The 23,966-nt window shown below is 58.1% G+C and carries 29 protein-coding genes; 15 read left to right on the forward strand and 14 right to left on the reverse strand.

Annotated elements, in window-relative coordinates:
• Positions 1 to 16: 16 nt before the first annotated feature.
• Complete coding sequence (locus AC2FFD_RS06705; RefSeq protein ID WP_257601179.1) at positions 17 to 1,048, forward strand: quinoprotein relay system zinc metallohydrolase 2; 1,032 nt, start codon at positions 17 to 19, stop codon at positions 1,046 to 1,048.
• A gap of 5 nt (positions 1,049 to 1,053) precedes the next feature.
• On the opposite strand, the gene AC2FFD_RS06710 is transcribed toward AC2FFD_RS06705, so the two are convergent.
• Together AC2FFD_RS06710 and AC2FFD_RS06715 are read right to left on the reverse strand one after the other, a co-directional pair.
• A complete protein-coding gene (locus tag AC2FFD_RS06710; RefSeq protein WP_257601180.1) occupies positions 1,054 to 1,833 on the reverse strand; it encodes a pentapeptide repeat-containing protein in 780 nt (259 codons plus the stop codon).
• Positions 1,834 to 1,862: 29 nt separating this feature from the next.
• Entirely contained in the window at positions 1,863 to 2,477 is a 615-nt protein-coding gene (locus AC2FFD_RS06715) for a hypothetical protein (protein WP_496872598.1), read from the reverse strand.
• Positions 2,478 to 2,642: 165 nt separating this feature from the next.
• Between AC2FFD_RS06715 and AC2FFD_RS06720 the strand changes: the two genes are divergently transcribed.
• The 7 genes from AC2FFD_RS06720 to AC2FFD_RS06750 all read left to right on the forward strand — a co-directional run bounded on the left by AC2FFD_RS06720 (position 2,643) and on the right by AC2FFD_RS06750 (position 8,891).
• The gene (locus tag AC2FFD_RS06720) at positions 2,643 to 3,755 is read left to right on the forward strand and encodes an S-(hydroxymethyl)glutathione dehydrogenase/class III alcohol dehydrogenase (RefSeq protein ID WP_117873003.1); all 1,113 of its coding nucleotides are present in this window, start codon (positions 2,643 to 2,645) and stop codon (positions 3,753 to 3,755) included.
• Between the two features lies 1 nt (position 3,756).
• Positions 3,757 to 4,590, forward strand: coding sequence for an S-formylglutathione hydrolase (gene fghA / locus AC2FFD_RS06725; protein ID WP_217355958.1), 834 nt, complete (start codon positions 3,757 to 3,759; stop codon positions 4,588 to 4,590).
• 22 nt (positions 4,591 to 4,612) lie between these two features.
• Entirely contained in the window at positions 4,613 to 5,002 is a 390-nt protein-coding gene (locus AC2FFD_RS06730; RefSeq protein WP_368040374.1) for a c-type cytochrome, read from the forward strand.
• A 136-nt stretch (positions 5,003 to 5,138) separates the two neighbouring features.
• Positions 5,139 to 6,941: a lanthanide-dependent methanol dehydrogenase XoxF5 gene (gene xoxF5, locus AC2FFD_RS06735; protein ID WP_170346817.1), complete on the forward strand. Its 1,803-nt coding sequence runs from the start codon at positions 5,139 to 5,141 to the stop codon at positions 6,939 to 6,941.
• Between the two features lie 69 nt (positions 6,942 to 7,010).
• Entirely contained in the window at positions 7,011 to 7,514 is a 504-nt protein-coding gene (locus AC2FFD_RS06740) for a c-type cytochrome, methanol metabolism-related (RefSeq protein ID WP_170346818.1), read from the forward strand.
• Positions 7,498 to 8,340 (forward strand): substrate-binding domain-containing protein, encoded by an 843-nt coding sequence (locus AC2FFD_RS06745; protein ID WP_496872602.1) that lies wholly within the window; start codon positions 7,498 to 7,500, stop codon positions 8,338 to 8,340. The genes AC2FFD_RS06740 and AC2FFD_RS06745 overlap by 17 nt, the downstream gene beginning before the upstream one ends.
• Positions 8,337 to 8,891: a PQQ-dependent catabolism-associated CXXCW motif protein gene (locus tag AC2FFD_RS06750; protein ID WP_171170163.1), complete on the forward strand. Its 555-nt coding sequence runs from the start codon at positions 8,337 to 8,339 to the stop codon at positions 8,889 to 8,891. Before AC2FFD_RS06745 ends, AC2FFD_RS06750 begins: the two co-directional genes overlap by 4 nt.
• 1 nt (position 8,892) lies before the next feature.
• Here AC2FFD_RS06750 and AC2FFD_RS06755 read toward each other — a convergent pair whose 3' ends face one another.
• Genes AC2FFD_RS06755 through AC2FFD_RS06765 form a run of 3 tightly spaced genes read right to left on the reverse strand, consistent with a single transcriptional unit; the run spans position 8,893 to position 11,178 of the window.
• Positions 8,893 to 9,711: a quinoprotein dehydrogenase-associated SoxYZ-like carrier gene (locus AC2FFD_RS06755; protein ID WP_170346821.1), complete on the reverse strand. Its 819-nt coding sequence runs from the start codon at positions 9,709 to 9,711 to the stop codon at positions 8,893 to 8,895.
• Positions 9,708 to 10,652, reverse strand: a complete 945-nt coding sequence (locus tag AC2FFD_RS06760) for a YncE family protein (RefSeq protein WP_496872605.1) — start codon at positions 10,650 to 10,652, stop codon at positions 9,708 to 9,710. The genes AC2FFD_RS06755 and AC2FFD_RS06760 overlap by 4 nt, the downstream gene beginning before the upstream one ends.
• Entirely contained in the window at positions 10,639 to 11,178 is a 540-nt protein-coding gene (locus AC2FFD_RS06765) for an SRPBCC family protein (protein WP_425079158.1), read from the reverse strand. The genes AC2FFD_RS06760 and AC2FFD_RS06765 overlap by 14 nt, the downstream gene beginning before the upstream one ends.
• 366 nt (positions 11,179 to 11,544) lie before the next feature.
• On the opposite strand from AC2FFD_RS06765, the gene AC2FFD_RS06770 reads away from it, so the two are divergent.
• Genes AC2FFD_RS06770 through AC2FFD_RS06800 form a run of 7 tightly spaced genes read left to right on the forward strand, consistent with a single transcriptional unit; the run spans position 11,545 to position 16,718 of the window.
• Positions 11,545 to 12,678 carry an ABC transporter substrate-binding protein gene (locus tag AC2FFD_RS06770; protein ID WP_496872748.1) on the forward strand — a complete coding sequence of 378 codons (1,134 nt, stop codon included), beginning with the start codon at positions 11,545 to 11,547 and terminating at the stop codon, positions 12,676 to 12,678.
• Between the two features lie 12 nt (positions 12,679 to 12,690).
• A complete protein-coding gene (locus AC2FFD_RS06775) occupies positions 12,691 to 13,662 on the forward strand; it encodes a YVTN family beta-propeller repeat protein (RefSeq protein ID WP_170346823.1) in 972 nt (323 codons plus the stop codon).
• Between the two features lie 19 nt (positions 13,663 to 13,681).
• On the forward strand, positions 13,682 to 14,119 hold the full coding sequence (locus AC2FFD_RS06780) for a cupredoxin domain-containing protein (protein WP_170346824.1): 438 nt from the start codon (positions 13,682 to 13,684) through the stop codon (positions 14,117 to 14,119).
• Positions 14,120 to 14,134: 15 nt separating this feature from the next.
• Entirely contained in the window at positions 14,135 to 14,383 is a 249-nt protein-coding gene (locus tag AC2FFD_RS06785; RefSeq protein WP_257601187.1) for a PepSY domain-containing protein, read from the forward strand.
• 20 nt (positions 14,384 to 14,403) lie between these two features.
• On the forward strand, positions 14,404 to 15,369 hold the full coding sequence (locus AC2FFD_RS06790; protein WP_496872610.1) for an ABC transporter substrate-binding protein: 966 nt from the start codon (positions 14,404 to 14,406) through the stop codon (positions 15,367 to 15,369).
• Positions 15,370 to 15,375: 6 nt separating this feature from the next.
• Positions 15,376 to 16,125, forward strand: coding sequence for an ABC transporter permease (locus AC2FFD_RS06795; RefSeq protein ID WP_170346827.1), 750 nt, complete (start codon positions 15,376 to 15,378; stop codon positions 16,123 to 16,125).
• Positions 16,122 to 16,718, forward strand: coding sequence for an ABC transporter ATP-binding protein (locus AC2FFD_RS06800; RefSeq protein ID WP_496872613.1), 597 nt, complete (start codon positions 16,122 to 16,124; stop codon positions 16,716 to 16,718). Before AC2FFD_RS06795 ends, AC2FFD_RS06800 begins: the two co-directional genes overlap by 4 nt.
• A 2-nt stretch (positions 16,719 to 16,720) precedes the next feature.
• Here AC2FFD_RS06800 and pqqE read toward each other — a convergent pair whose 3' ends face one another.
• From pqqE to AC2FFD_RS06845, 9 genes are all read right to left on the reverse strand, one after another.
• A complete protein-coding gene (pqqE, locus tag AC2FFD_RS06805; protein ID WP_496872615.1) occupies positions 16,721 to 17,833 on the reverse strand; it encodes a pyrroloquinoline quinone biosynthesis protein PqqE in 1,113 nt (370 codons plus the stop codon).
• Positions 17,833 to 18,105, reverse strand: a complete 273-nt coding sequence (gene pqqD / locus AC2FFD_RS06810; protein WP_170346830.1) for a pyrroloquinoline quinone biosynthesis peptide chaperone PqqD — start codon at positions 18,103 to 18,105, stop codon at positions 17,833 to 17,835. Before pqqD ends, pqqE begins: the two co-directional genes overlap by 1 nt.
• Complete coding sequence (pqqC, locus tag AC2FFD_RS06815; protein WP_480685116.1) at positions 18,105 to 18,854, reverse strand: pyrroloquinoline-quinone synthase PqqC; 750 nt, start codon at positions 18,852 to 18,854, stop codon at positions 18,105 to 18,107. The genes pqqD and pqqC overlap by 1 nt, the downstream gene beginning before the upstream one ends.
• Positions 18,851 to 19,747, reverse strand: coding sequence for a pyrroloquinoline quinone biosynthesis protein PqqB (gene pqqB, locus AC2FFD_RS06820; RefSeq protein WP_496872616.1), 897 nt, complete (start codon positions 19,745 to 19,747; stop codon positions 18,851 to 18,853). The genes pqqC and pqqB overlap by 4 nt, the downstream gene beginning before the upstream one ends.
• A 23-nt stretch (positions 19,748 to 19,770) precedes the next feature.
• Positions 19,771 to 19,872 (reverse strand): pyrroloquinoline quinone precursor peptide PqqA, encoded by a 102-nt coding sequence (pqqA, locus tag AC2FFD_RS06825; RefSeq protein ID WP_117873022.1) that lies wholly within the window; start codon positions 19,870 to 19,872, stop codon positions 19,771 to 19,773.
• A gap of 102 nt (positions 19,873 to 19,974) precedes the next feature.
• On the reverse strand, positions 19,975 to 20,658 hold the full coding sequence (locus AC2FFD_RS06830; RefSeq protein ID WP_170346833.1) for a response regulator transcription factor: 684 nt from the start codon (positions 20,656 to 20,658) through the stop codon (positions 19,975 to 19,977).
• Between the two features lie 3 nt (positions 20,659 to 20,661).
• A complete protein-coding gene (locus tag AC2FFD_RS06835) occupies positions 20,662 to 22,263 on the reverse strand; it encodes a sensor histidine kinase (protein ID WP_496872617.1) in 1,602 nt (533 codons plus the stop codon).
• Positions 22,260 to 23,051 carry an ABC transporter permease gene (locus tag AC2FFD_RS06840; protein ID WP_425079150.1) on the reverse strand — a complete coding sequence of 264 codons (792 nt, stop codon included), beginning with the start codon at positions 23,049 to 23,051 and terminating at the stop codon, positions 22,260 to 22,262. Before AC2FFD_RS06840 ends, AC2FFD_RS06835 begins: the two co-directional genes overlap by 4 nt.
• The gene (locus tag AC2FFD_RS06845) at positions 23,048 to 23,794 is read right to left on the reverse strand and encodes an ABC transporter ATP-binding protein (RefSeq protein WP_425079149.1); all 747 of its coding nucleotides are present in this window, start codon (positions 23,792 to 23,794) and stop codon (positions 23,048 to 23,050) included. Before AC2FFD_RS06845 ends, AC2FFD_RS06840 begins: the two co-directional genes overlap by 4 nt.
• Positions 23,795 to 23,966 lie beyond the last annotated feature (172 nt).

A 23,966-nucleotide genomic window follows, 5' to 3' on the forward strand; every position in this document is an offset into this window, starting at 1 on the left:
CGGTCGGAGGGCTGCTATGTTTGAAGCCGTGATTTTGCTATGCGCTCAGGTTGCGACAGAGCCTTGCAGAGAACAGCTTTTGCCGGGTTATGAGGCCCGATCACAGGCTGAATGCGAGCAGAAGCTGAAAACAACTCCTCCGCTGCTTTCCGATTGGCGCAGCGGCGAGCCCTATTGCCAACACATTGGTCAGGCACTGGAATTTGAAGAAGCTGCGCCGGGTCTGTTCGTGCATCGCGGTTTGATAGCGGAACCCGACGCGGACAATCTGGGCGATGTGTCCAATATCGGATTTGTCATCGGCCAGGACAGTGTCGCGGTGATTGATACGGGAACGGCACCCTGGATAGGAGAGGCTGTCTGGCGGGCCATTCGGGCCGAGACGGACAAGCCAGTCAGTCACGTAATTGTGACCCACATGCATCCCGATCACACATTGGGAACAGAGCCTTTGGCCCTTTCAGGGGCACAGGTTGTCGGCCATGCGGGGCTGGAGAGAGCATTGCTGGACCGGTTGGGCAACTATGTCGAAAGCCTGAGCGCCGCGATCGGCGACAGTGCCTATGTGGGTGTCGGGCCGATTTCCGTCGACATCGCCGTTGAAACCACGGACGAGATCGACCTGGGTGGGCGCAAACTGATCCTGCGGGCCTGGCCCCGGGCACATACCGGGAATGACTTGACCGTCATGGATGCAAACACCGGCGTCATGTTCACCGGCGATCTGGTGTTTCACCGGCATACCCCGGCATTGGATGGTCAACTGATCGGCTGGCAACGCGTACTGAAACAGATGACCGGGCTTGACGTCACTCAAATCGTACCGGGCCATGGTGGGCCGATCCTGGCGTGGCCTGAAGGTGCCGAGGATATGATGCGCTATTTGAACGTGTTGGAAACAGACACGCGCGAAGCAATCGGCAGTGGTCAGCGACTGGGCGATGCGGTTGAAACGATCGCTCAGGAAGAAGCGGTGCACTGGGAATTGTTTGACGCCTACAACCCGCGCAATGCGACGGTCGCATTCACCGAACTTGAATGGGAATAGCCCTGTCAGCGAATAGCCCGATCCAGGTTTTTCGCGGCGCCCAGATTGGCCTGATCTGCGCCCCGAACGTCAATCAGCCGCGTTGCCGTCAAATCGGCATTCGTAAAATCGGCACCGGACAATGTAGCCCCTGTCAGGTCGGCCCCGCCCAATGTGGCCATCGACAAATCGGCATTTGTGAAATCTGCGTTGGGCAATTTGGCGAATTCCAGATCGGCGCGGGACATTTTCGCGTCAGTGAAATCCACGTCCGATCCACGAGCCGAGGACAGGACGCCGCGCATAAGCCCCATGGATTGGTTGCGCATGTCGGCCGAAAAATCCGCCCCTTTGAATACAGCCCGGTTCAGTTTGGCCTTGGTAAAATCGGCGGCTGTTCGGGCGTTTGTGAAATCCGTATCGCTCAGATCCGCTTGGCTGAGCTGGGTCTGGAACAGCTCGGCCCCGACAAGCGATGCACCTGAAAGGTTGGCGCCGATCATCCAGGACTGGCTGAGAATCGCGCCGTCCAGAGTGGATCCCGACAAATTGGCGCCGTTCAAAGACGTCGCTCGCAGGATCGCATTGCTGAAATCCAACCCGGACAAGTCGAGATTGTTCAGCCAGACCCGGGTGAAATCTGCGGGGGCGTCGGCCGTAGCAGCCGCAAGCCGGGCAACAACGTCGGCGCGGGTCATTTGCGCCTGGGTCATCTTGGGCAGAGTCATGTCAACGCCGCTGAGCGGGGACTGGCCAAGGGCCGAGAGGGGCGACAGCGTCAGAAAGACGATCAGTAGGTGTTTCATGTTTCCCTCCTTGCCAAGAGGCCGCTGCATTAACCTTGATCTGAGGTCAACTGTTGCAGCATTTGCGAAATCGCAAACAGGCGTCGCTCGATGATTTGCGGTGTTTCGCACAGATAGGTGATCGAGCGTTGACGGTCAGAGTAGATCAGCTGGTCCCAATCCAGCTGCTCCTCAAGGGCGTCAATGCGGTCATAATCAGGCGGGTCGGAAGACAGGGCCTGCTCCATTTCCACCCGGGCCAGATCAATCTTTTCAGCCATATCGATCTGCTTCAGCGAAAACTCTCCGATCCCCGCGATGATGTGCTTGCGTCTTTTGGACAAGGTGTCAAAGACGCGCTGGAACACCTGACCCAGAATATCCGGATCGCCGTTGTGACGCGCGGCAAACTCTGCAACCTGGGGCCGCAGGTCTTCCAGGTCGATCCGCCTCAGCGCCAACAGGCCAGCAATTTCATCGATGTCGGCACTGTCTTCGGTGGTTTCGCTGTCAGGGACCTGGTACGGCCACATGAGGCCCAGCGACAGGTCCTCGACCTTGCGTTGGATGCACGGCCAGGTTGGGTCGGAAAAATCCGCTGCCAGGCCCGGGCCAGCCGCGCTGAGCCAGGCCAGAGCCATAAGTGTTAGCTTGCCGTTAGACATCGCAGCTCTCCTCCACGCGGACATCATGCATGGAATCTGCGCGCGAAGTCCATTCAACCCAATACACACCATTGTCTTAATTGTTTGAACATGGCGCTCGCCCTCATACTCGACCCAAGTTGCCGGACTACGGTTGATTCCGGTGCCATGGGAGGAAAGACAGAGATGAGAACACGCGCGGCGGTTGCTGTGGCGGCAGGCCAACCCTTGGAAATCATGGAGGTTGAACTGGATGGCCCGAAAGCAGGTGAAGTCCTGATCGAGGTCAAGGCGACCGGTCTTTGTCATACGGATGAGTTCACTCGTTCAGGTGATGACCCTGAAGGGATTTTTCCGGCAATTCTGGGTCATGAAGGCGCCGGAGTGGTTCTGGAAGTAGGGGAAGGTGTTACCAGCCTTGAGGTTGGAGACCACGTGATCCCTCTTTACACCCCCGAATGCCGTGAATGCGAGTATTGTCTGAATCCCAAGACAAACCTGTGTCAGAAAGTACGTGCCACGCAGGGTGCGGGCTTGCTGCCGGATGGGACGACCCGGTTCAGCATGCTGGACGGGACACCCATCCATCACTACATGGGCTGTTCGACGTTTGCCAATCACACCGTTGTGCCCGAGATTGCGTTGGCCAAGGTGCGCAAGGACGCGCCGTTTGACAAGATTTGCTACATCGGCTGTGGCGTCACCACCGGCATCGGGGCCGTTATCAACACGGCCAAGGTCGAAATTGGTTCACGCTGCGTGGTCTTTGGTCTGGGCGGAATTGGCCTGAATGTCATTCAAGGCTGTCGCATGGCGGGCTGTGACCAGATCGTTGGTGTCGACCTGAATGACGGCAAGGCCGAAATGGCGACTCATTTCGGAATGACCGATTTCGTGAATCCCTCGAAAGTCAGCGGCGATATCGTGGCACATCTGGTCGAACTGACCGGCGGTGGCGCGGATTATACCTTTGACGCGACCGGCAATGTCGGCGTGATGCGAACCGCTTTGGAATGCGCGCACAAAGGTTGGGGAGAAAGCATCATCATCGGTGTGGCACCTGCTGGTGCCGAGATTTCAACGCGCCCGTTCCAGCTGGTCACCGGCCGGTCATGGCGCGGAACCGCGTTCGGCGGTGCCAAGGGCCGGACGGATGTTCCGAAGATCGTTGATTGGTACATGGCCGGGAAGATCGAGATCGACCCCATGATCACGCACAAGCTGACACTTGATGAAATCAACCACGGCTTTGACCTGATGCACCAGGGTAAATCGATCCGCGCGGTCGTGGAGTACTGACATGGGTCTGAAAACCATCTCGCAAAATCGCAGTTTCGGAGGGGAGCAGACCGTGTACTCCCACCCGTCCGAGACCTGTGATTGCGAGATGACCTTTGCCATCTACCTGCCGCCTCAGGCCAAATCCGGGCCGGTGCCGGTGTTGTGGTACTTGTCCGGCCTGACCTGCACCCATGAAAACGCGATGACCAAGGGCGGATTTCAGGAGGCGGCGGCGGATTACGGTGTCGCGGTTGTGTTTCCCGATACATCCCCGCGTGGCGAGAATGTTGCCGACGATGACGCCTATGATCTGGGGCAGGGGGCCGGATTCTACGTGAACGCCACACGGGACCCATGGCGGGCCCATTTCAGAATGTATGACTATATCGTCGACGAGCTGCGCGGAATTGTTCTGAAGAACTTCCCGGTGCAGGATCGTCACGGGATCACGGGCCATTCCATGGGTGGACATGGTGCGATTACGATCGCGATACGCAACGCCGACAAATTCGGGTCTCTTTCGGCATTTGCGCCGATTGCGCACCCGACGCGGTCGGATTGGGGCCGTAAACAGCTTAGCAGCTATCTGGGTGACGACGAAAACACCTGGGTCGAACATGACGCCACCCTGCTGCTGGAAGAACACGGCTGGAAAGGTGACCTGCTGATCGATCAGGGCGCGGATGATCAGTTTCTTGATCTGCTCAAACCCGAAGCACTGGCCAACATGATGGCCAAGCGCCGCCAGCCCGGACAGATCAGAATCCAGGAAGGGTATGACCACTCGTACTTCTTCGTGAACAGTTTTGCCCGCGATCATGTCGAATGGCACGCGGAACGTCTCAGCCAATGAAAACAGCAAGGAAAGATTGATAGTGATCAGAACGGTATTCGCAGCAACCTGCCTCATGCTTTTCCCCGCCTTTGCAAGCGCCGAAGGCGATCCCGAAGCGGGCGAAAAAGTCTTTCGCAAGTGCAAGGCCTGCCATGCGGTGGGCGAAGGGGCTGAAAACAAGGTGGGGCCGGTGCTGAACGGTATTGTTGGACGTCAGGCCGCAAGCGTCGAAGGATTTGGCTATTCACCGGTGTTGATTTCGCTGTCCGAAGAAGGGCTGGTCTGGACACCCGAAGAACTGGACGCGTTTCTGACGAAACCGCGCGACTATGCGAAGGGGATCAAGATGACCTTCGCCGGGCTGAGAAAAGAGGACGATCGAGCGAACATCATCGCATATCTTGCGACCTTTGAGGACAACGGGTCGTAGGAGATCGCATTGCTCTCCCACCTAAGCGACCGGAAAACCGTCGGTCGGGGCGAGCATCAACAGACACCGTAATCCGACCTGGGTGAGGTGTTGCAATGCAGAGAGAGAGATCGCTGCACGAAAGGGAGGAGATTGAATGAAAAATCTATCGCTTTGGACCTCCGGGATTGCCATTGCACTGGCCACCGCGGCCTATGCAAATGACGACCTGGTTGCCCAGATGGAGAACGCGAAACAATGGGCGATCCAGACGGGTGACTACAAAAATCAGCGCTATTCCGAACTGGATCAGATCAACGCAGACAATGTAGGTGATCTGCAAGTGGCGTGGACCTTCTCGACCGGTGTTCTGCGCGGGCACGAGGGTTCGCCGCTGGTGATTGGCGACATGATGTATGTCCACACGCCGTTCCCGAACATTGTCTATGCTCTGGATCTGGCAAACGAAGGCAAAATCGTCTGGAAATATGAGCCCAAGCAGGACCCGGACGTGATTCCGGTCATGTGCTGTGACACGGTGAACCGCGGTGTGGCTTATGCGGATGGCAAGATCTTCCTGCATCAGGCCGACACCAAGGTTGTGGCGCTTGATGCCAAGTCCGGGGATGTCGTCTGGGAAGTCCAGAATGGCGACCCGGCGATTGGCGAAACCAACACAGCCACGGTGTTGCCTATCAAGGACAAGGTCATTGTCGGTATCTCGGGTGGCGAATTCGGTGTGCGCGGGTCGGTTACGGCCTATGACATGAACTCGGGCGAGCTGGTCTGGCGGGCCTATTCCATGGGGCCGGATTCGGACATTCTTGTTGATCCGGAAAAGACCACCCATCTGGGTAAGCCGGTTGGCGCGGACTCGGGTACAAACACCTGGGAAGGCGATCAGTGGAAGATCGGCGGCGGCACCACATGGGGCTGGTATTCCGCGGATCTGGACGAGAACCTGATGTACTATGGCACCGGGAACCCATCGACCTGGAACCCGGCGCAGCGCCCGGGCGACAACCGCTGGTCCATGACCATCATGGCGCGTGACATCGACACCGGCGTGGCAAGATGGTTCTACCAGATGACGCCGCATGATGAATGGGACTATGACGGCATCAATGAAATGATCCTTACGGAACAGGAAATTGATGGCGAGCAGCGCAAACTGCTGACCCATTTCGACCGCAACGGTCTTGGTTACACCATGGACCGCGTGACGGGCGAGCTGCTGGTGGCCGAAAAATTCGACCCGGTTGTGAACTGGACAACTGGCGTCGACATGGATCCCAACAGCGAAACCTATGGCCGCCCGGCCGTGGTCGCGCAGTATTCGACGGAACAGAACGGCGAGGACGTGAACTCGACCGGTATCTGCCCGGCGGCTTTGGGCACCAAGGACCAACAGCCTGCGGCCTATTCGCCGAAGACTCAGTTGATGTATGTGCCAACCAACCATGTCTGCATGGATTATGAGCCGTTCCGCGTGTCCTATACCGCTGGTCAGCCCTATGTGGGTGCAACTCTGGCGATGTATCCGGCACCCGACAGCCATGGTGGCATGGGCAACTTCATTGCCTGGGACAACACTGATGGAAGCATCAAGTGGTCACTGCCCGAGCAGTTCTCGGTCTGGTCCGGTGCGCTGGCGACAGCGGGTGACGTTGTCTTCTATGGAACGCTCGAAGGGTATCTGAAGGCGGTTCATGCTGAAACAGGGGAAGAACTGTACAAGTTCAAAACGCCCTCTGGCATCATCGGCAACGTGATGACGTACGAGCAAGGTGGCAAGCAGTATATCGGCATTCTGTCCGGTGTCGGTGGTTGGGCCGGTATCGGTCTGGCGGCTGGTTTGACCAACCCGAATGACGGTCTGGGCGCCGTGGGTGGCTATGCCGCACTCAGCGACTATACCGCGCTGGGCGGTCAGCTGACCGTGTTCGCATTGCCGAACTAAGCCAAAGATCCGGCCGGCGCGGTTCAATCGGACCGCGCCGGTTTTCACTTGAAAAGAAACGAGCGTTCCATGAACCATTCTGTACGTCTTCTGGCATCAATTCTTGCTTATTGCCTTCCTGTTGCCGCGATTGCCGACAATCTGGCAGTCGCGTATTCCGAAGATGGACGGTATTACACCGAAGACGATATCCCGACATTCAACGTGGCCGAGGATGGAACCGTAGACTGGATGACATTTTCGGGCTTCCGGCGCTATCACGCGGAATGCCATGTCTGTCACGGCCCGGATGGCGAGGGCTCGACCTATGCGCCGGCTCTGAAAGAGTCTGCGCTGGAAATGGATTATTACGACTTCGTTGATGTCGTCACCAATGGCCGCCAGGTGGTGAACGCCGCTGAAAACTCGGTAATGCCGGGATTTGGCGACAACCCGAATGTGATGTGCTTTCTGGATGACATCTATGTATACTTGAAGGCTCATGGGTCGGGTGCGATCCCGCGTGGCCGCCCGCCCAAGAAAGAGGCGAAATCTGACGTGATCCGCGAGGATGAAGATGCGTGTATGGGCTAAGGCCTGCCTGCCGGTTTTCGGACTTTGCGTCTGGCTTTGTCAGGCAGTGCCCGTGTCGGCGCAGACTTCTGACCTGGTTTCAAGAACGGCTTTTCGCGTCTGTGCGGATCCGGCCAACAAACCCATGTCATCCGAGGACGGATCGGGATTTGAAAACAAACTGGCCGAATTGATTGCCGCAAAGCTGGAACTGCCCGTGCAATATGTCTGGTTTCCGCAGGCGACGGGCTTCATACGGAACACGCTGGCCGCCAAACGATGCGATGTGGTGATCGGCTATGCGCAAGGTCATGAGCTGGTGCAGAACACCAACCACTACTATACGTCCGCCTATGCGCTGATCGTGCCGATGGACAGTGATCTGGCCCGGGTGGACATGTTGAACGATCCGATGCTCAAGGGGAAACGGATCGGGATCGTGGCGGGTACACCGCCTGCGGCTCATATGGCGCGGAACGGGCTGATCGGGCAAGCCAAGCCTTATAACCTGTTCGTTGACCGACGTGTGGAAAGCCCCGCCATCGACATGCTGGATGATCTGCAATCGGGTGAGATCGATGCGGCCATTCTTTGGGGCCCGCTGGGCGGACCATTGGTCACGGCAGACTATCCTGATTTCAAGGTGATCCCGCTGGTCAAGGAAGAGCTGCCGCCGCGTCTGTTTTACCGCATCACCATGGGCGTGCGTCAGGGTGAGAAGGTTTGGCAGCGGCAGTTGAACTCGCTGATCCGCCGCAATCAGGATGAGATCAATGCTGTTTTGGCCGAGGCCGGTGTTCCACTTGTGAATGATCTGGGGACAGAGGTTCTGGACCTGTCGCAATGATGCGGGCAGCGGTGGCAATTGCGTTGATCTCGACTGCCGCAACAGCGCAGACAGTACCCGAACCAAGTGACTACCGCATGGATCACTACCGCGCGCCGGTGCCGGATCAGATAACCGGCGGGACGGTCATCGGCCCGGAAGAGGCATACGGCCTGTGGCAGGAACAAAGCGTCGCGTTCATCGACGTTTTGCCGCAGCCGCCCAAACCCGCCAATCTGCCTGAAGGCACGATCTGGCGCGACAAGCCGCGTGACAGCATTCCGGGATCACTCTGGTTGCCAAATGTCGGCTATGGCGCAATTGCCGATGTTACGGCAGACTATTTTCGAACCGGTCTAGAGGCCAGCACCAATGGCGATATCAACCACGGTGTCGTGTTCTTTTGCCTGGAAGATTGCTGGATGAGTTGGAATGCCGCCCGACGCGCAATCGAATGGGGATACACCAAAGTCTACTGGTTTCCGGAAGGCACCGACGGCTGGGCCTTGTGGGGCTATCCACTGGAGCGGGTAAAGCCAGCCCCGGGCCAACCCGTTGCCGGAGGCGGGTGATCTAAAAACCCGCCAGTTTTTTGTGTAAATGACTGACCGTACCGTCCGTATCCGTCATGGTCACATCGACCGCTTGCGCCCTGCTTGGAACGGAAATGCCAACCCTTGGATTTTCGGACAGAGAAATCGAGCCCGTCATCTGGACATACCCGGCGCCATCAAGATCGATATCCACGGTCTCTACATATCGCATCGGGATGAACAGCAGGGAAATCTGATCCATCTGCATTCCGGAATGCGACGGATGATCAATGTTCAGATCCATCTTGTTGGCCCGGCCCGCACCCAGGTTTGACAATCGTGTCCGCGTGTTCAGCGCAGGGACTCGGCCGACCAGTTCGGCCTCCATCGTGCCAAGGTTTGCCAGGGCCAGTTCCGGATCGGTCCCGGGAGGCGCCGCGCAGGCGCCAAGGCCCGAGGTTTTGACGAAAGTTTCTGACACCCAAAGGCGGCCATCCGTGGTTTCGGCGATGACATGCATCGGGGTCGGGCCGTTCACGCGCATGGTCACGTCGAAGTAAAAACTCGGCAGTGGCTCGTCCAGCTCGAACACGGCAGAAACCGGCATCGGGTTTTCATCCAGCACCAATGTCACCTTGGCCACTTTTGCCCCCCGAGGGGCTAGGACCTGAGCCGCCAGTTGAGCCCGCGCGTCATCGGGTGTGCGGTAAGGTGCATCAATCGCGATCAACGCATCTCCGTTCTGCATCGGTCTGTCGCCATAAAGCAGCGCTCGGACATTTTCCCATGCCTCGTTGGATGCCCAAACCGGGGCCGCCAACATGCTGAACAGGGCCGCAATCAGGTGAGATGCTTTCATTGTTGTCCTCCTTGCAGGAACCTGCCAAAGGCACGTGGTCCATCACAGGTTTCTAGTGTTTCTACCACCGACAGGGCCTGTGGGTCCACGATGCTGACGGTGTTGTCGAACCAGTTTGCGATGACCACCAGATCTTCGCCCGCCGTCGCATCAATGCCTTCGGGGTATTCTCCAACATCAATCACGCCCTCATGTTCGAGCGTCTCCAGAGATATGACGCTGAGCGTATTGGCATATTGGTTCGTGACGAACGCCCTGCCGTGGGCGAAGGCGATGCCATAAGGGCGTTCCCCGACCGGGACCGTTGCGGTGATGGCGCCGGTTTCCGCATCGACCACGCTGACATCATTGCTGCCGACATTGCCGATGAACAGACGCCCATCGGGGGCAAAACGCAGCCCGAAGGGGCGTGATCCAACCGGGCTGCGGTGCAGAAGCTGAAGAGTGTCGGCATCGAAAACCGACACCTGGTCCGCATCCTTGTCGGCCGACGCCAGAAAGCGCCCGTCTATTGATATCGCAATACCCGCCGGGGCGGCTCCGGTGGGCAACTCGGATTGAACTTTCAGAGTTTCACTGTCCAGCACCCAAAGTCGGGCATTGTACCAATCCGAGACAAAAACCCGCCCGCGATCCTGATCCAGAGCGATACCAATCGGCCCCCCTTCTAGCGTGACTTGCGCGACCGTTTCACCGGTCTCGGCAGACAAACGCCTTACCATTTTGCTGTCCGGGGACACGGTGAACAGCGTTTCATCCAGACCAACCGCCACACCCGCAGGCTTGCCAGGTAGGGGCCAGCGGGCCGTTTCCTGCATCCGTGCAAGATCTATCCGGCTCAGTTCTTCACCGTTCTGACAGGTGATGAATGCTGTCTGTGCCAGTGCCGGGCTGCCAGAGAGCGCCAAGAACAACGTCAGCAGGTGGCTAACTTGCCGCACCGAACCGCTCGATCAACGCGTCGAGACCCGCCTGATAGACGCCGGTCACGGCGGCAACGGCGGCTTCGTCATTCAACTCGGCCGGAGGATCGTTGTTTGGATACCCGCGATAGAAGGCGCCGCGCCATTCGATGATCGAACCACCTCCGTCGCGCGGTTTTACCGTCAGATGCGACGAATAGTTGGTGACAGGCAGCACCTCTACCGCGACCTCGGTGATCCGGTAGGAGTAGCTCATTTTCTCTGCGCTGTACTTGTACAGAATTTCATTGATCGTCGGCCCGCCTTCCTGACCAAGTGTCAGCAATCGGGTCGCATCAATCGCGTTGCCGCCGTTTCCTTCGGTCGCAAACACAGCAGGATGCCACGACATGTCATCAAAGTTCCCGACAACGGCCCAGACTTCCTCTGGTGAGGCTGCGACCTCGGCAGTCAGCGTGACTTTCTGCCGGGTCGGCCCGTGGGCCCAAACCGGACCCGGCACCAGCAGAGCGGTGGTTGCGGCAAGAAGAAATCGTCGATTCATTCCATGTCCTCCCTGAATGCGCAGAGCTTTGGCACACGCCGCGCGCTTGCGGCGTTTCTTTTGTCAGACCTGACGTGCGAGCGCACGTTGACGGTCACCCGTCACACCCCCTGAAAAATCGGCGGGTGTCGCGGGAAACCGCAGCAAGATCAACCATATACGCGCATTCTTATAAAATAAGAATCGAGCTTAATGATGAAGCTGATAGGCTTTGTTTTACAACACGGCCAAAAGTATTGGTTCCGTTTTTCGGGGCGTTATGCCCCGAATATTTCAACCTGAACTCTGACTTTCAGGCAACGGGAGGACATCTTGAGCATTCGCCTGCTGCCGCTGCTTGCGGCGCTTCTTTGGTGTGCATCCGCGATGACCGCGGCGGCGCTCGATGTGAAGGCTGCGGTGCTGCGGATCGACTATCCGTCGCTTCTGCCGATCTCGCGTTATGATTTGAAACCGGACGATCTGGGGTTTGCCGGTGCGGCGCTTGGGGATGAGGATAACGGAACCACGGGCGGATTTCTGGGACATACCTACGAGACCATAACGATGGCCGTTCCGCCGGAAGAGGCTGACGCCGCAATGGCCCAGATCCTTGCCGGAGGCGTGCGCCTGATCGTCCTTTTGGCCAAGGCACCGGACATGTTGCGCCTGACGGACAAGGCGGCAGATTCCGGGGCGCTTGTCTTCAACGTGTCCGCGCCTGATGTCGATCTTCGCGACGCAAACTGCCGGGGCAACCTGCTTCATATCGCCCCGTCCCGCGCCATGAACGCCGATGCCGTTGCTCAGTTTGCCGTCTGGAAGAAATGGGGCGACTGGTTCCTGTTGGCCGGATCCAACCCCGAGGATGTCAAGCTCGCGGACGCGTATCGCCGTGCAGCGAACAAGTTCGGCGCGAAGATTGCCGAAGATCGGACCTTTGCGGATACCGGGGGATCTCGTAGAACGGATTCCGGTCATGTTCTTGTTCAGCGCCAATTGCCATTGGACACGCAAGATGCGCGAGACCATGACGTCGTGATTGCCGCGGACGAAACCGACTATTTCGCGCGGTATCTGTCCTATCACCTTTGGACCCCACGCCCCGTGATGGGTTCAGGCGGCTTGCGTCCGACGACGTTTCACGGCGCGCATGAGGCATGGGGCGCGACCCAGTTCCAGACCCGTTTCGAGGATCTGACAGGCCGCTATGTCCGCCCCGAGGACTACAACGCCTGGCTTGCACTGCGCGTAATCGGCGAGGCCGTGACCCGCGCCAGCACCGCCGAACCGGAAAGTGTGCGGGATTATGCCCTTTCTGACCAGTTCGAACTTGCCGCATTCAAAGGACAGAAAGTGACATTCCGCGATTGGAACGGGCAGTTGCGTCAGCCGATCCTTCTGTATGACGGGTCGATCACTGTCAGCGTCAGCCCGCAAGAGGGGTTTCTGCACCAGGTCTCGCCGCTCGATACGATGGGGTTGGATCGGGCGGAATCCAGCTGTCGCGCATTTGAGTAACCGGAGGTATTGATGAAACGACTATTGCTGACCGTTGCCTGTGCTGCGCTGACCGCCGGTCCCGTGTTCGCGGGCAAGGCTTTTGTCTCGAACGAGCGGGGCAACACCATTACCGTGGTTGATACCGAAACCTGGGAGGTGATCACCGAATTTCCAGGCGGCAACCGACCGCGTGGGATCACCGTCAGCCCGGATGGCGGCACGCTGTATGTCTGTGCCTCGGATGACAATATCATCCGGGTGTTTGATACACAGACCTATGAGGAACTTCCCAGTTTGCCCTCTGGTCCGGACCCCGAGCTTTTCATTCTCGAACCCTCGGGCAAGCGGCTCTATATCGCCAATGAAGACGACAATCTGGTGACGGTCACAGACACCGAAACCCGCACCGTTCTGGCCGAAATTCCGGTAGGTGTCGAACCCGAAGGCATGGGAATGAGTCCCGACGCCAAATTCGTGGTCAACACGTCCGAGACCACCAACATGGCGCATTTCATTTCCACCGAGGACTATTCCATCAAGCATAATGTCCTGGTGGACCAGCGCCCGCGCTATGCCCAGTATACAGCGGATGGAAAGCGTCTGTTCGTGACATCGGAAATCGGTGGAACCGTCACGGTCATGGACATTGCAGAAGACGGAACGCCGACGGTTGTCGGCAAGATCAGCTTCGAAGTGGCGGGCGTGCAGCCGGAATGGTTGCAGCCCGTTGGTGCCAAGGTGACATCGGACGGCAAACGCCTGTTCGTTGCTTTGGGGCCTGCAAACCGGGTCGCCGTTGTTGACGCGCAAAGCCTTGAAGTTCTGGACTATATACTGGTGGGGCAGCGGGTCTGGCAGTTGGATTTCACGCCGGACGAAAAATACCTGCTGACCACAAATGGTAATTCAAACGACATCACAATCATTGATGTGGCCGCAGAGAAAGCCATCAAGTCAGTACAGGTCGGTCAACAGCCCTGGGGCGTGGTGACCATTGACTGAAGTTCTGGGAGGGACGGGAATGAAGAAACTAGTGATTGCAGCGATGGTTGCGGCGTTGGGTGGGCCAGTATCGGCGGCGCCGCTGTGTGACGATCTGGGATTTGCCGGGCTTCTGGCGAAATGCAACCGTGGGGAAACCATCAAGCTGACGCTTGCTTCGGGGCAACCGCTGGGTGAAGACGTGGTTCTGCAATCCGGCGCGTATTACAAGCTTGAGATCACCGCTGATGGGTCAGCGGAACTGGCCATCGAGGGGCCATCGTTCTTTCGCGCGATCTGGATGAACGAGATCGTGATCAACAAGATCGAGATCCGTCCGATGGCGGTGGACAGCATCGAGTTTGACAAGGCCGGCGTGGCTGAATTGTCGTTCATCGCAATCAAACCCGGCAGTCATGAAATTCGCATCCCCGGGTCCACCGGCGAAACGCAACGCATCACGGTTAGTATTCAATAGAGAAGGGATAGGTACATGAAAAATATGGGAATTTTGATAACCGTCGGGCTTCTCGCGGCCCCGGCTTTCGCCGACGACATTGACGCGGAAACGGTGGAAAAGATCGAAGCCTATCTTGCCTCTGTCGAGTGCCAGATGGACCCGGATGATATCGAGGTTGAAGACGATGGCTATGATCTGGATGACGTCATCTGCAAGGGCGGCAACCAGTTCGATATCAAGCTGGACAAGGATTTGAATGAAGTCAGCCGAAAGGCGGAATAGCGAATAAAAGGGATCGGGTCATGACCAAACTTCTTGCCGCCTGCCTTGCACTTGCACTCAGTTCGGGGGCTTTGGCAGCCGAGACCCTGCCGACCATTCGCGCGGCCGTACTCAAGATCGGAACGGTGAATTGGGAACTGGAGACCATTCGCCGGAACGGCTTGGATCGGAAACATGGCTTTGTCCTTGATGTTCAACCATTTGCCGACAATGGCGCAACGCGTATCGCGGTCGAGGGGGATGAGGCTGATTTGGCGGTTGCCGACTGGATTTGGGTTGCTCGTCAAAGGGCTGCCGGCAAGGACTATGTGTTCATCCCTTATTCCAAAGCCGTGGGCGGCGTGGTTGTGCCCGCTGACAGCCCGGCAACCAGTTTGAAGGATTTGGCGGGTGGCAAGATCGGCATCGCGGGTGGTCCGCTGGATAAATCCTGGCTGATTTTGCGCGCCTATGCAGCAAAAGAATACGGGATGGACTTGAAAGCCGACACCGAACAGGTGTTCGGTGCGCCCCCGCTGATCTTCAAATCTGCTTTGAACGGCGACTATGCCGGGGCAATCAATTTCTGGCATTTCCTGGCCAAGATGAAAGCGTCCGGCATGAAAGAGCTGATCTCGGTTGAGGAAGCCGGGCAGGCTTTGGGGCTCGACACAAATACACCCCTGCTGGGTTATTACCTTAAAGAGAGTTTTCTGAACGAACACCCCGACCTTGCGCAAAGCCTGTTTGCCGCCAGCCGCGACGCCAAGGACCTGCTGGCCAATTCGCCCGAGGCATGGGAGGCGATCAGACCGCGGATGAGCGTCAAGTCTGATGCACAGTTTGAACAACTCAGGCTCGATTGGATCGCCGGTATTCCCGATCGTCGCCCGGTGGATGCGGTCGCGGCCAACAAGATTCTGGAACTTATGGCCGAATTGGGCGGGGCTGAGCTGGTGGGCGCTGCGACGACAGTGCCACAGGGTCTTTTTGCTGACGTGGAATAGGATCAGATGCAAAACGCGCGCCTCACGCCGCTTTTGTCCATCGCAGGCCTTGTGGCGCTGTGGATTGTTGCGGCGTCGCTGACCGCAGACCCTCAGATTCTGCCGCAACCCTGGGACCTGATCCCCCGGTTTCAGCAAGAACTTGCGTCAGGCGAATTGCTGCGCAGCCTTGGTGCGACACTGTTACGTGTGATCTGGGCCTTCGTGCTGGCGATGACATTGGGAACGATCATTGGCCTGGCCATGGGGCGGTCGGATGCGCTGAACCGCTGGCTTGATCCATGGCTGGTTATCTTCCTGAACCTGCCCGCGTTGGTTCTGATCGTGCTGTGCTATCTCTGGATCGGGCTGACCGAGGCTGCGGCGATCACCGCGGTGACGCTGAACAAAATTCCCAATGTCGCGACGATCCTCCGAGAGGGCGGCCGGGCGCTGAGCCCGGATCTGGATGCGTTGGCACGGGTCTACCGGATGCCGTGGCAAACACGACAGCGCCATGTGATCCTGCCGCAGCTTGCGCCGTTTATCGCTGCTGCTGCACGGTCCGGGCTTTCTTTGATCTGGAAGATCGTGCTCGTGGTCGAGTTTCTTGGGCGCTCATCCGGAGTCGGGTTTCAAATCCACTTGTATTTTCAGCTGTTTGATGTGGCAATGGTGCTGGTCTATGCGTTTTCGTTCATTGCCGTCATGCTGGTTGTCGAATGGCTGGTTCTTCAACCCTTGGAGCGGAACGCTCGACGGTGGAGAACTGCATGATCCGAATTGACATCCGGAAGAAGCGCTTTGAACACCACGCCGTCCTGGGCCCCATTGCATTTGACATCGCCGCCGGGGAAACGGTCGCGCTGACCGGTCCATCGGGCATTGGAAAGACGACGCTGCTGCGATTGGTGGTAGGCATTGACCCGGATTTCGAAGGCCAGATCGTGCGGCCGGATCGACTGGCCATTGTGTTTCAGGAACCCACTTTGCTGCCATGGCGTTCGGCTATCGACAATCTGACCCTGATTCATGGCGACCTGTCGCAGGCTGAGGCCGACGCCGCGCTGACTGACGTGGGTTTGGACGGAAAGGGAAATTTGTTTCCCGGCCAGTTGTCACTGGGTCAGCAGCGCCGGCTTTCTCTGGCGCGCGCCTTTGCCGGGAAGCCCGAGTTTCTGATTATGGACGAGCCCTTTGTATCACTGGATTCCGAAACGGCCGAGACGATGCTGACCCTGACCGAGGACCTCATCGCGCGGCATCGCCCGGCGACCCTGTTCGTGACGCATTCCAAACCCGAAGCACAGCGTCTTTCCGACCGGATCCTGAACCTGGTAGCCGGGCCAGACGGGGCCGTTCTGGGTTAGGGTCATTCCGCAGGCTCTCTCGCGGCACCGGGTGCGGTTCGATATATGAAGGGCGCATCCGCTTTGGCGGCATGTTCGTTTGCCTGGTTTTGCAGGGTCTGATGATGGGGTGATTTGATGCAAACCGGATCGGTGGCGCCTGCGTCTCCGATAACGGCCATGGCCTGACAGCGGCAGCCGCCAAAATCAATGGTTTTGCGTTCGCAGGTTTTGCACGGGTCCGACATCCAATCCGTGCCGCGATAGGCATTGAACGCGCTGCCATGGAACCAGATATCCGCAAGCGGTGTGTCCTGTACCCGGTCAAATGTCAGATGCGGGATGGACTGTGCCGCATGGCAAGGCAGAACCTGACCGTCTGGCGCCACGTTCAGCCCGGTTGTGCCCCAACCGCCCATGCATCGCTTGGGATAGTCATCATGATAGTCCGCCGGGACGTAATCAATGACCAGTTGCCCCTTGAGGTCTTTCCTGGCCTCGGTCACCTGTCGCGTCACCTGTTGCGCCTGTTCCCGCGTCGGCATCAAGGCATCCCTGTTCCGCAAGGCCCAGCCGTGGAACTGTACCGTTGCAACCTCGATCCGTCGTGCTCCCATTTCGCGCGCCAGTTCCAGCGCCCGCGGCAGTTGGTGGGCATTGCGACGGTGCAGCACGAAGTTCAGGGTCAGCGGAAACCCGATCTTCTTGATCCATTCGACCGTTTTCATCTTGCGGTCAAACCCACCCCGATAGCCGCCTACCTTATCCGCCATCGCGGCGTCAGTGCCCTGAAGAGAAAGCTGGATATGGTCCAGGCCGACGTCGTCCAGTTCATGCAGGCGTCGCTCGGATAGGCCGATCGCCGACGTGATCAGGTTGGTATACAACCCGGCCTCACGCGCGGCATTGACCAGCGCAACCAGATCGCGGCGGGATGCGGGCTCTCCACCTGACAGATGCAATTGCAAGACACCAAGCGCCGCCGCCTCCTTGAAAATACGTGCCCATGTTTCAGTATCCATTTCACTGTCGAGTTTGGCCATTTCGACTGGGTTGGAGCAATAAGGGCAGGACAATGGGCATCGATGCGTCAGCTCGGCCAGCATGGCAATTGGGGGAGGGGGTTTTACCTGCATCAGACGACATCCAGAAAACGACGCACCCGAAGGGCATCCAGAAACCCCGAGCTGTCTTCGACAATCTGTTCTTCCGGGGCGTTGTATTTCCTGGACAGGCTTGCGGTGATCTGACCAAAGCTGCGTTGGCCGTCTACTTCGCTCAGAATTGCATGTCCGATCTGATCCAACGTCACCGCCCGTTCAGGTGCCAGCAGTACCCATTGTTCCCGCACGGAATCGTACTGGATGCGGACACCACGTGGAAGCAAGGGGACCTGCTGCGCCAACATCACGATGCCTGCCGCATCCGTAAACCGGTGTCCGGCTTCCACGCCCCCGGCGGAATTCGGGCAGGTTCGACATAGGCGCCCCACAGGGCATCCAGCTGCGACCAGAGGACATCGGTCTTGAATATCAGTGCCTTGGCTGCCGCGTCCTGTTTTTCTGCGGTGTCGGCATGATCCAATACCCATGCCAGACCAAAGGCCACATCCTTGGGGGCTTCTTTCAGGCGGTTGCGGAAATAGGCAAGTGAGCTGTCATCCGCAAAATCGTAATGCCGAAGCAGGCCTTCGATCCTGTTGGCGTGAATCTTGGGAGCAAACAGTTCAGTGAGTGAGGCCGCAACCGCTTCCAGCAACGACTTTTCGCGGACGTATCGCACGTAAGCATCCACCGCAAATCTGGTGGCAGGCAACACGCCGTCACATGAGGCGACATAGTCCGGATCCAGGCCGACCGCTTCGGCCAGCCGCAACCAGCGCCGGATACCACCTTCGTTGTCTTCCGTGCCGTCATGATCTTCGATCCGGGACCGCCAGGCTCGGCGCAGCGCAGGATCTTCTACACGCGACATGAAGGCGGCGTCCTTCATCGGGATGGAATGCTGATAATAGTAGCGGTTGATCACCCAGGCCCGCACTTCGTCAGGCGTGCATTGACCACCGTGCAGGCGATGATGAAACGGATGCAGGTCGTGGTAACGCTCGGCTCCGATCTGACGAAGCCGGGCCTCGAACTCTTCGCGGCTTTGGGTCATAGCGTTATCTCCATGCCATCCTGGCCTATCGTCCAGCCTTTGGCCCGTGCCCGAGCGTTCTCGGCGCTGTCGGGGCGCAGAACCGGATTGGTGTTGTTCATGTGGATGAACACTTTCCGGCCGATTTGCATATCGGCGAAACCTGCGATCGATCCATCGGGGCCGTCCATCGACATATGGCCCATGCGCTTGCCCGTTTTCTGACCCAGCCCGGCCTGCACCATTTCCGTGTCGTGCCAAAGCGTGCCGTCGAAAAACAATAGATCGGCCTCGTCAAGGCGGGCGCGCAACTCGGGCGTCAATGCGGCACAGCCCGGTATGTAATATGCCGTCTTCCCCTGCGCGCTCAGTGCCACCCCGACGGTTTGTTCGCCAACCAATTCGGTTTCGACATGTTCCCCTTCAAGATACAGAGGCACTTTGCCGGGCACCGGGAACAAAGTTGCCTGCAAGCCGGGAACCAGATCGAACGTCTGATTCAACGAGATCGGCGCACGTGTCACGACCGAGGCGTTCAAGGCGTCGAATATCGGGTTCTGCGCAAGAACATCCTGAATGCTTTGGGTTGCAAACAGCGTAAATGGCTGCATCTCGCGCAGCGTCAGCAAGCCAGCCACATGGTCTATGTCGCCATTCGTCACCAGCACCGATTGAATCGGCACCTCTCGTAACCCGGTCGGATACAGGACGTGCGTTTTGCCAAGCTGCGTTCGAATATCCGGGGAAGCGTTCAGGATGGCCCAGTTGTGGCCATCGGGTGACACCGCGAGTGATGATTGCGTCTGCGCCGGAATATGTCCGCTTCGGGCCAGATTGCAGTTTTCACATCCGCAATTCCATTGCGGAAGGCCGCCGCCAGCAGCGGCCCCAAGTATTATTGCGCGCAACGTCATCTTTTGTTGGCGCCTGCGGCTGATCAGATCAGGCCGCCACCGCGCTCATCGTCATGATCGGGGCCGTACATGTTGATTTCCATGCCGCATTCGATTTCGCGAATAACAGGTCTGTTCCAAGCCATATCAGGGTCCTCCTCCTGGGGTGTGCTGATATTCAATGTGGCAGGACTTGCCGGTTGGCGCGACTCTTAATTAATAAGTATGAATTAGACTTTGGTCGGTACTCAGGTGTCATCCGACAACGGGGCGACCCCCTGTATGCAAAACCCCTGGTTGCGTATGGTTTTGATTTCAAACCCAAAATCATCCAATCCCAATTTCTTTCTCAGATATCCGATGTAGACGTCCACCACGTTTTCGTTACTGGACCCGTCCTGTGACCAGAGCGTGTCAAACAGCTCTCCTCGGGATATTGGCGATCCGGCCTTGCTGTTGAGCAGCGTGAGCAGTTCGAATTCACGTTCGGTGAGAGCAATGCTTGTCTCGCGGATTGAAAGTGTTCTGTCCCGCGACGACAGGCGCGCGGGGTCCGGGCGCTGAGAGAGCACGCGTTGTTCCTGTACTTGCAACCGGGCGACAAGCTCATCAAAGCTGAACGGCTTCACGACATAATCATCGGCCCCGGCTTCCAGCCCGGCGGCGCGGTGATCGACATCAGAGAGGGCCGACAACATCAGGATCGGGATTCCGACCCCGGCACGGCGCGCGGCCCGGACCAGTTCGACACCGCTATCCGTTCCCAGCATCACATCTACAATCGCACCTGAGAATGCACCACTTTTCAACCGCTCCAACCCTTGGTCGGCGCGGTTTTCAGCCTCGGCTGAGTAGCCGTGCAGCGAAAGGCCCCGGACAAGGGCCGACGTGATTCTGGGGTCGTCATCTATGATCAGCAGTCTGGAGACCATTTTCTATGCCTCTGCCAGCGGTAATCGAATGCAGACATTTGTACCGGCATTTGACCCCAGGGCGTTTTCTCGTGGAACCGGGCTTGTAACCGAAATGGTTCCTTCATGGGCCTCGACGACCCACCTGGCCAGCGCCAGCCCGACACCGAAACCCTGACTGTTTGCCGTCCCTCCCTGAACAAACCGCTCGAAGATCCGGGTTTGGGCGCCGTGGGGAATTCCGGGGCCGTTATCCGTCAGCTGTATTTGAACGTCACCGTCAACCGATTGACCCGACAGCAGCAACGCCTTCCCGTCCCGCGCATGTCGGATCGCGTTGCGTATCAGACTGAGCAGGACCTGACGTATCCAGTTCAGGTCACAGTGTAACGCACAATCCGGGAAGTCGCCCGTTTCAAGCTGCATGTCGGCGCCGTCGATTTCAGGTTGAATGTCGCTCACAACTGTTTGCATCAGATCGCATAGTGCAACTTTGGTTGGTTCCAGAGCCAGCTCACCGGTTTCGGATCGGGCGACGCGCAGCAAATCATCGATTCTCTGGTTCAGTTTTGCGGCGCTGCTTTCGATCGTTGCCAACGTCTCTGGTGCGGTCTGAATATCCCTCTGGCCTATCTGAGCTTCCATCATGATGACGGTCAGCGGTGTGCGCAGTTCGTGGCTGACATCAGCAAAAAAGCGGCGCCGGTTTTCGTCGATCTTGGACAGGGATTCATTTGCAGCGCTCAGTTCCCGGGTTCGCTGGGCAATGGTCTCGTTCAACCGGGTCCATTCTGCGTCAACCTCGGCCTGGCGTTTTCTCAATGCAGCCGCCATTCGGTTGGTCTCGCCATATAACTGGCCGATCTCGTCATTGCGGGTTTGCGGCAGAGAAACTGCGAATTCGGATTGGCCGACCTGAACCGCCGCATTGCGCAGCCGATCCAGACGAGAGAACTGCGGCCGCACCAGACCAAAGTAGAACCACGCCGTGCTGAGCAAGGCAAACAGTGCCAGTGTCAGTGCCACCCAGGTCAGAACCCAGCGGGTCCTTTCGATCCCGGCCAATACGGAATTTCGAAACAGAACCTCGGTATTCACCGCCTGGCTGAGCAGAGGATCAAACGCCGACGCAAACGAGTCGACATAGGCGCGCAGCTGGGCCTGATCGGCTTCTGCGTCGGCTAGCCCTTCCAGCGTGCTGGCCAGCAGCGCCTCCATTCTGGCCAGACCCAGGGATTGGGTTCCGTAACGCGATTGTTCGTCCAGCCCCAGGGACTGAACCGCGGCCACGGCATCTTCCACATCAGAGCGAAGCTGTAGAAACGTTGTCGCAATCTGGTCTCGGATCGGGGACAGGCGATCAAGTCGAGATTCGACTGTTTGGCCGGTCTGTATCGACTCGGTTGCGATCACAAGGAATGTGGCGGCCTGGGTCGACAGAGCGGCATAGCGTGCCATACGGGTTTCAGACGCCAGCGCGGTTTCCAGACGGCTGGCGACGTTCTGCATCCCGAAATACAGGGTCGCGGCCGCCAGCAGCGTGCCGGATCCAAGCACCACGGCGCCAAGGCCCAACCGGGTTTTCAGAAGCAGACTGCGCTTTGCGCTTTGAGGCGCGGCCGTCATGATTTCCGCCTCATCAGGCCCCGGGCCGGATCATACCCCCAAACGGCGATCGCACTCAGTATCGCGGTTGACGCCAGAACCCACAGCAGGGCCCACCAGTTGATCTGCAAGTAAAGCAGAAACCGGATCAACTCGACCACATGCGTGAAAGGATTGAGCGCACAGATATCACGCAGCAACGGCGAGCTTTCTGCCATTTTCCACAGCGGATAGAGGGCGGAGGACAGGAAGAACATCGGGAAGATGACAAAGTTCATCACCCCGGCGAAATTCTCCAGCTGCCTGATGAAACTGGACAGCACCAACCCCAGCGCGCCCAGCATCAGACCGCCCAGAACCAATCCCGGAAGAACAGCGACATATCCGGGCAACGGCAGGACTATGCCGAACAAAGCGGCCAGTGCGAGAAACGTATAGACTTGCAGGATGGATATCGCGGTTGATCCCAGCAGACGGCAGAACAACAGCCACCAGCGTGGGAACGAGCTGGTCAGCAGCAGGCGCATCGAGCCCATCTCGCGGTCATAGACAAGGCTGAGCGAGCTTTGCATCCCATTGAACAACAGAACCATCGCGCACAGGCCGGGGACGATATAGGTCTCGTAAGTGATATAGGTCTGATAGGGTGGAATGATCGACAGGCCGAGGGCCGCACGAAACCCTGCTGCGAAGATCAAAAGCCAGACCATTGGCCGGACCAGAGCTGCGAGAAATCGTTCGCGTTGATGGATGAAACGCAGAAACTCGCGTCCGATGATGGCGCGGGCGACTCCCAGGAAACCGTTCATGTCGGGACCTCGGTTCGGGACAGGAACCAATCGGACAATTTTTGATCCCCCCGCAGGCGGCCCACCTGCCCACTGGCAAGAATCTGACCGCGATGAAGAACCAGCAGCTGGTCGTCGTCGCGCATTTCATCTGTCAGATGCGTGGCCCACAAGATGCACAGCCCCTGTTCCGCCAGGTCGTGCACATGGTCGGTTATCGCGTGCCGTGCCGCGGCATCAAGCCCAACGGTCGGCTCGTCCAACAGCAACACCGAAGGGTCGTGCAGCAGGGCACGCGCCAGCTCCATCCGGCGGCGATGACCGCCATTGAGATCGCGTACACGTTCCCCGGCACGTTCCCGCATGTTCAGCCGATCCAGCGCCGCGTCGATACGGCCAGGGACTTCGGATCGTGGTAGCCCATGCAGAGCTGCGAAATAGGTCATGTTCTGGCGCACCGTCAAACCCAGATCCAGTGTCGGTTGCTGAAAGACCACGCCAAGCTTTGCCAGCGCCTTGCGCGGGGATTGGCGCAGATCATGGCCTGCGACCGTGATTTCACCGTCCGGCGCCACAAGCAATCGCGTGAGCAACGACACCAGTGTCGATTTCCCGGCCCCATTCGGACCGAGCAGACCGCAGAACGTCCCCGCCGACACGTCAAAAGAGACAGCATCCAAAGCCGTCTTGGCGCCATAATGAAAGCTCAGGTCGCGTACGGCGAGACCAGGATCGGTTTCCGCCGAGGGGCGCGCGTCTGACATTCTTCCTCCGTCCCGAACCATGGTTCTTGACAGCAGCTTGCATCGTCGGGCCGCGTTTCTCAACCTTCCAGTCCGAGGCTGGACCACGACTTAAGTATGTGAAGGTTCACGGATTTGATGGGATTGCCCGAAGGATCCGTCGCCAAATTTGGCCAGCCGAGACTGTCAGGGG

The organism is Ruegeria sp. YTSC002 (assembly GCF_059609845.1).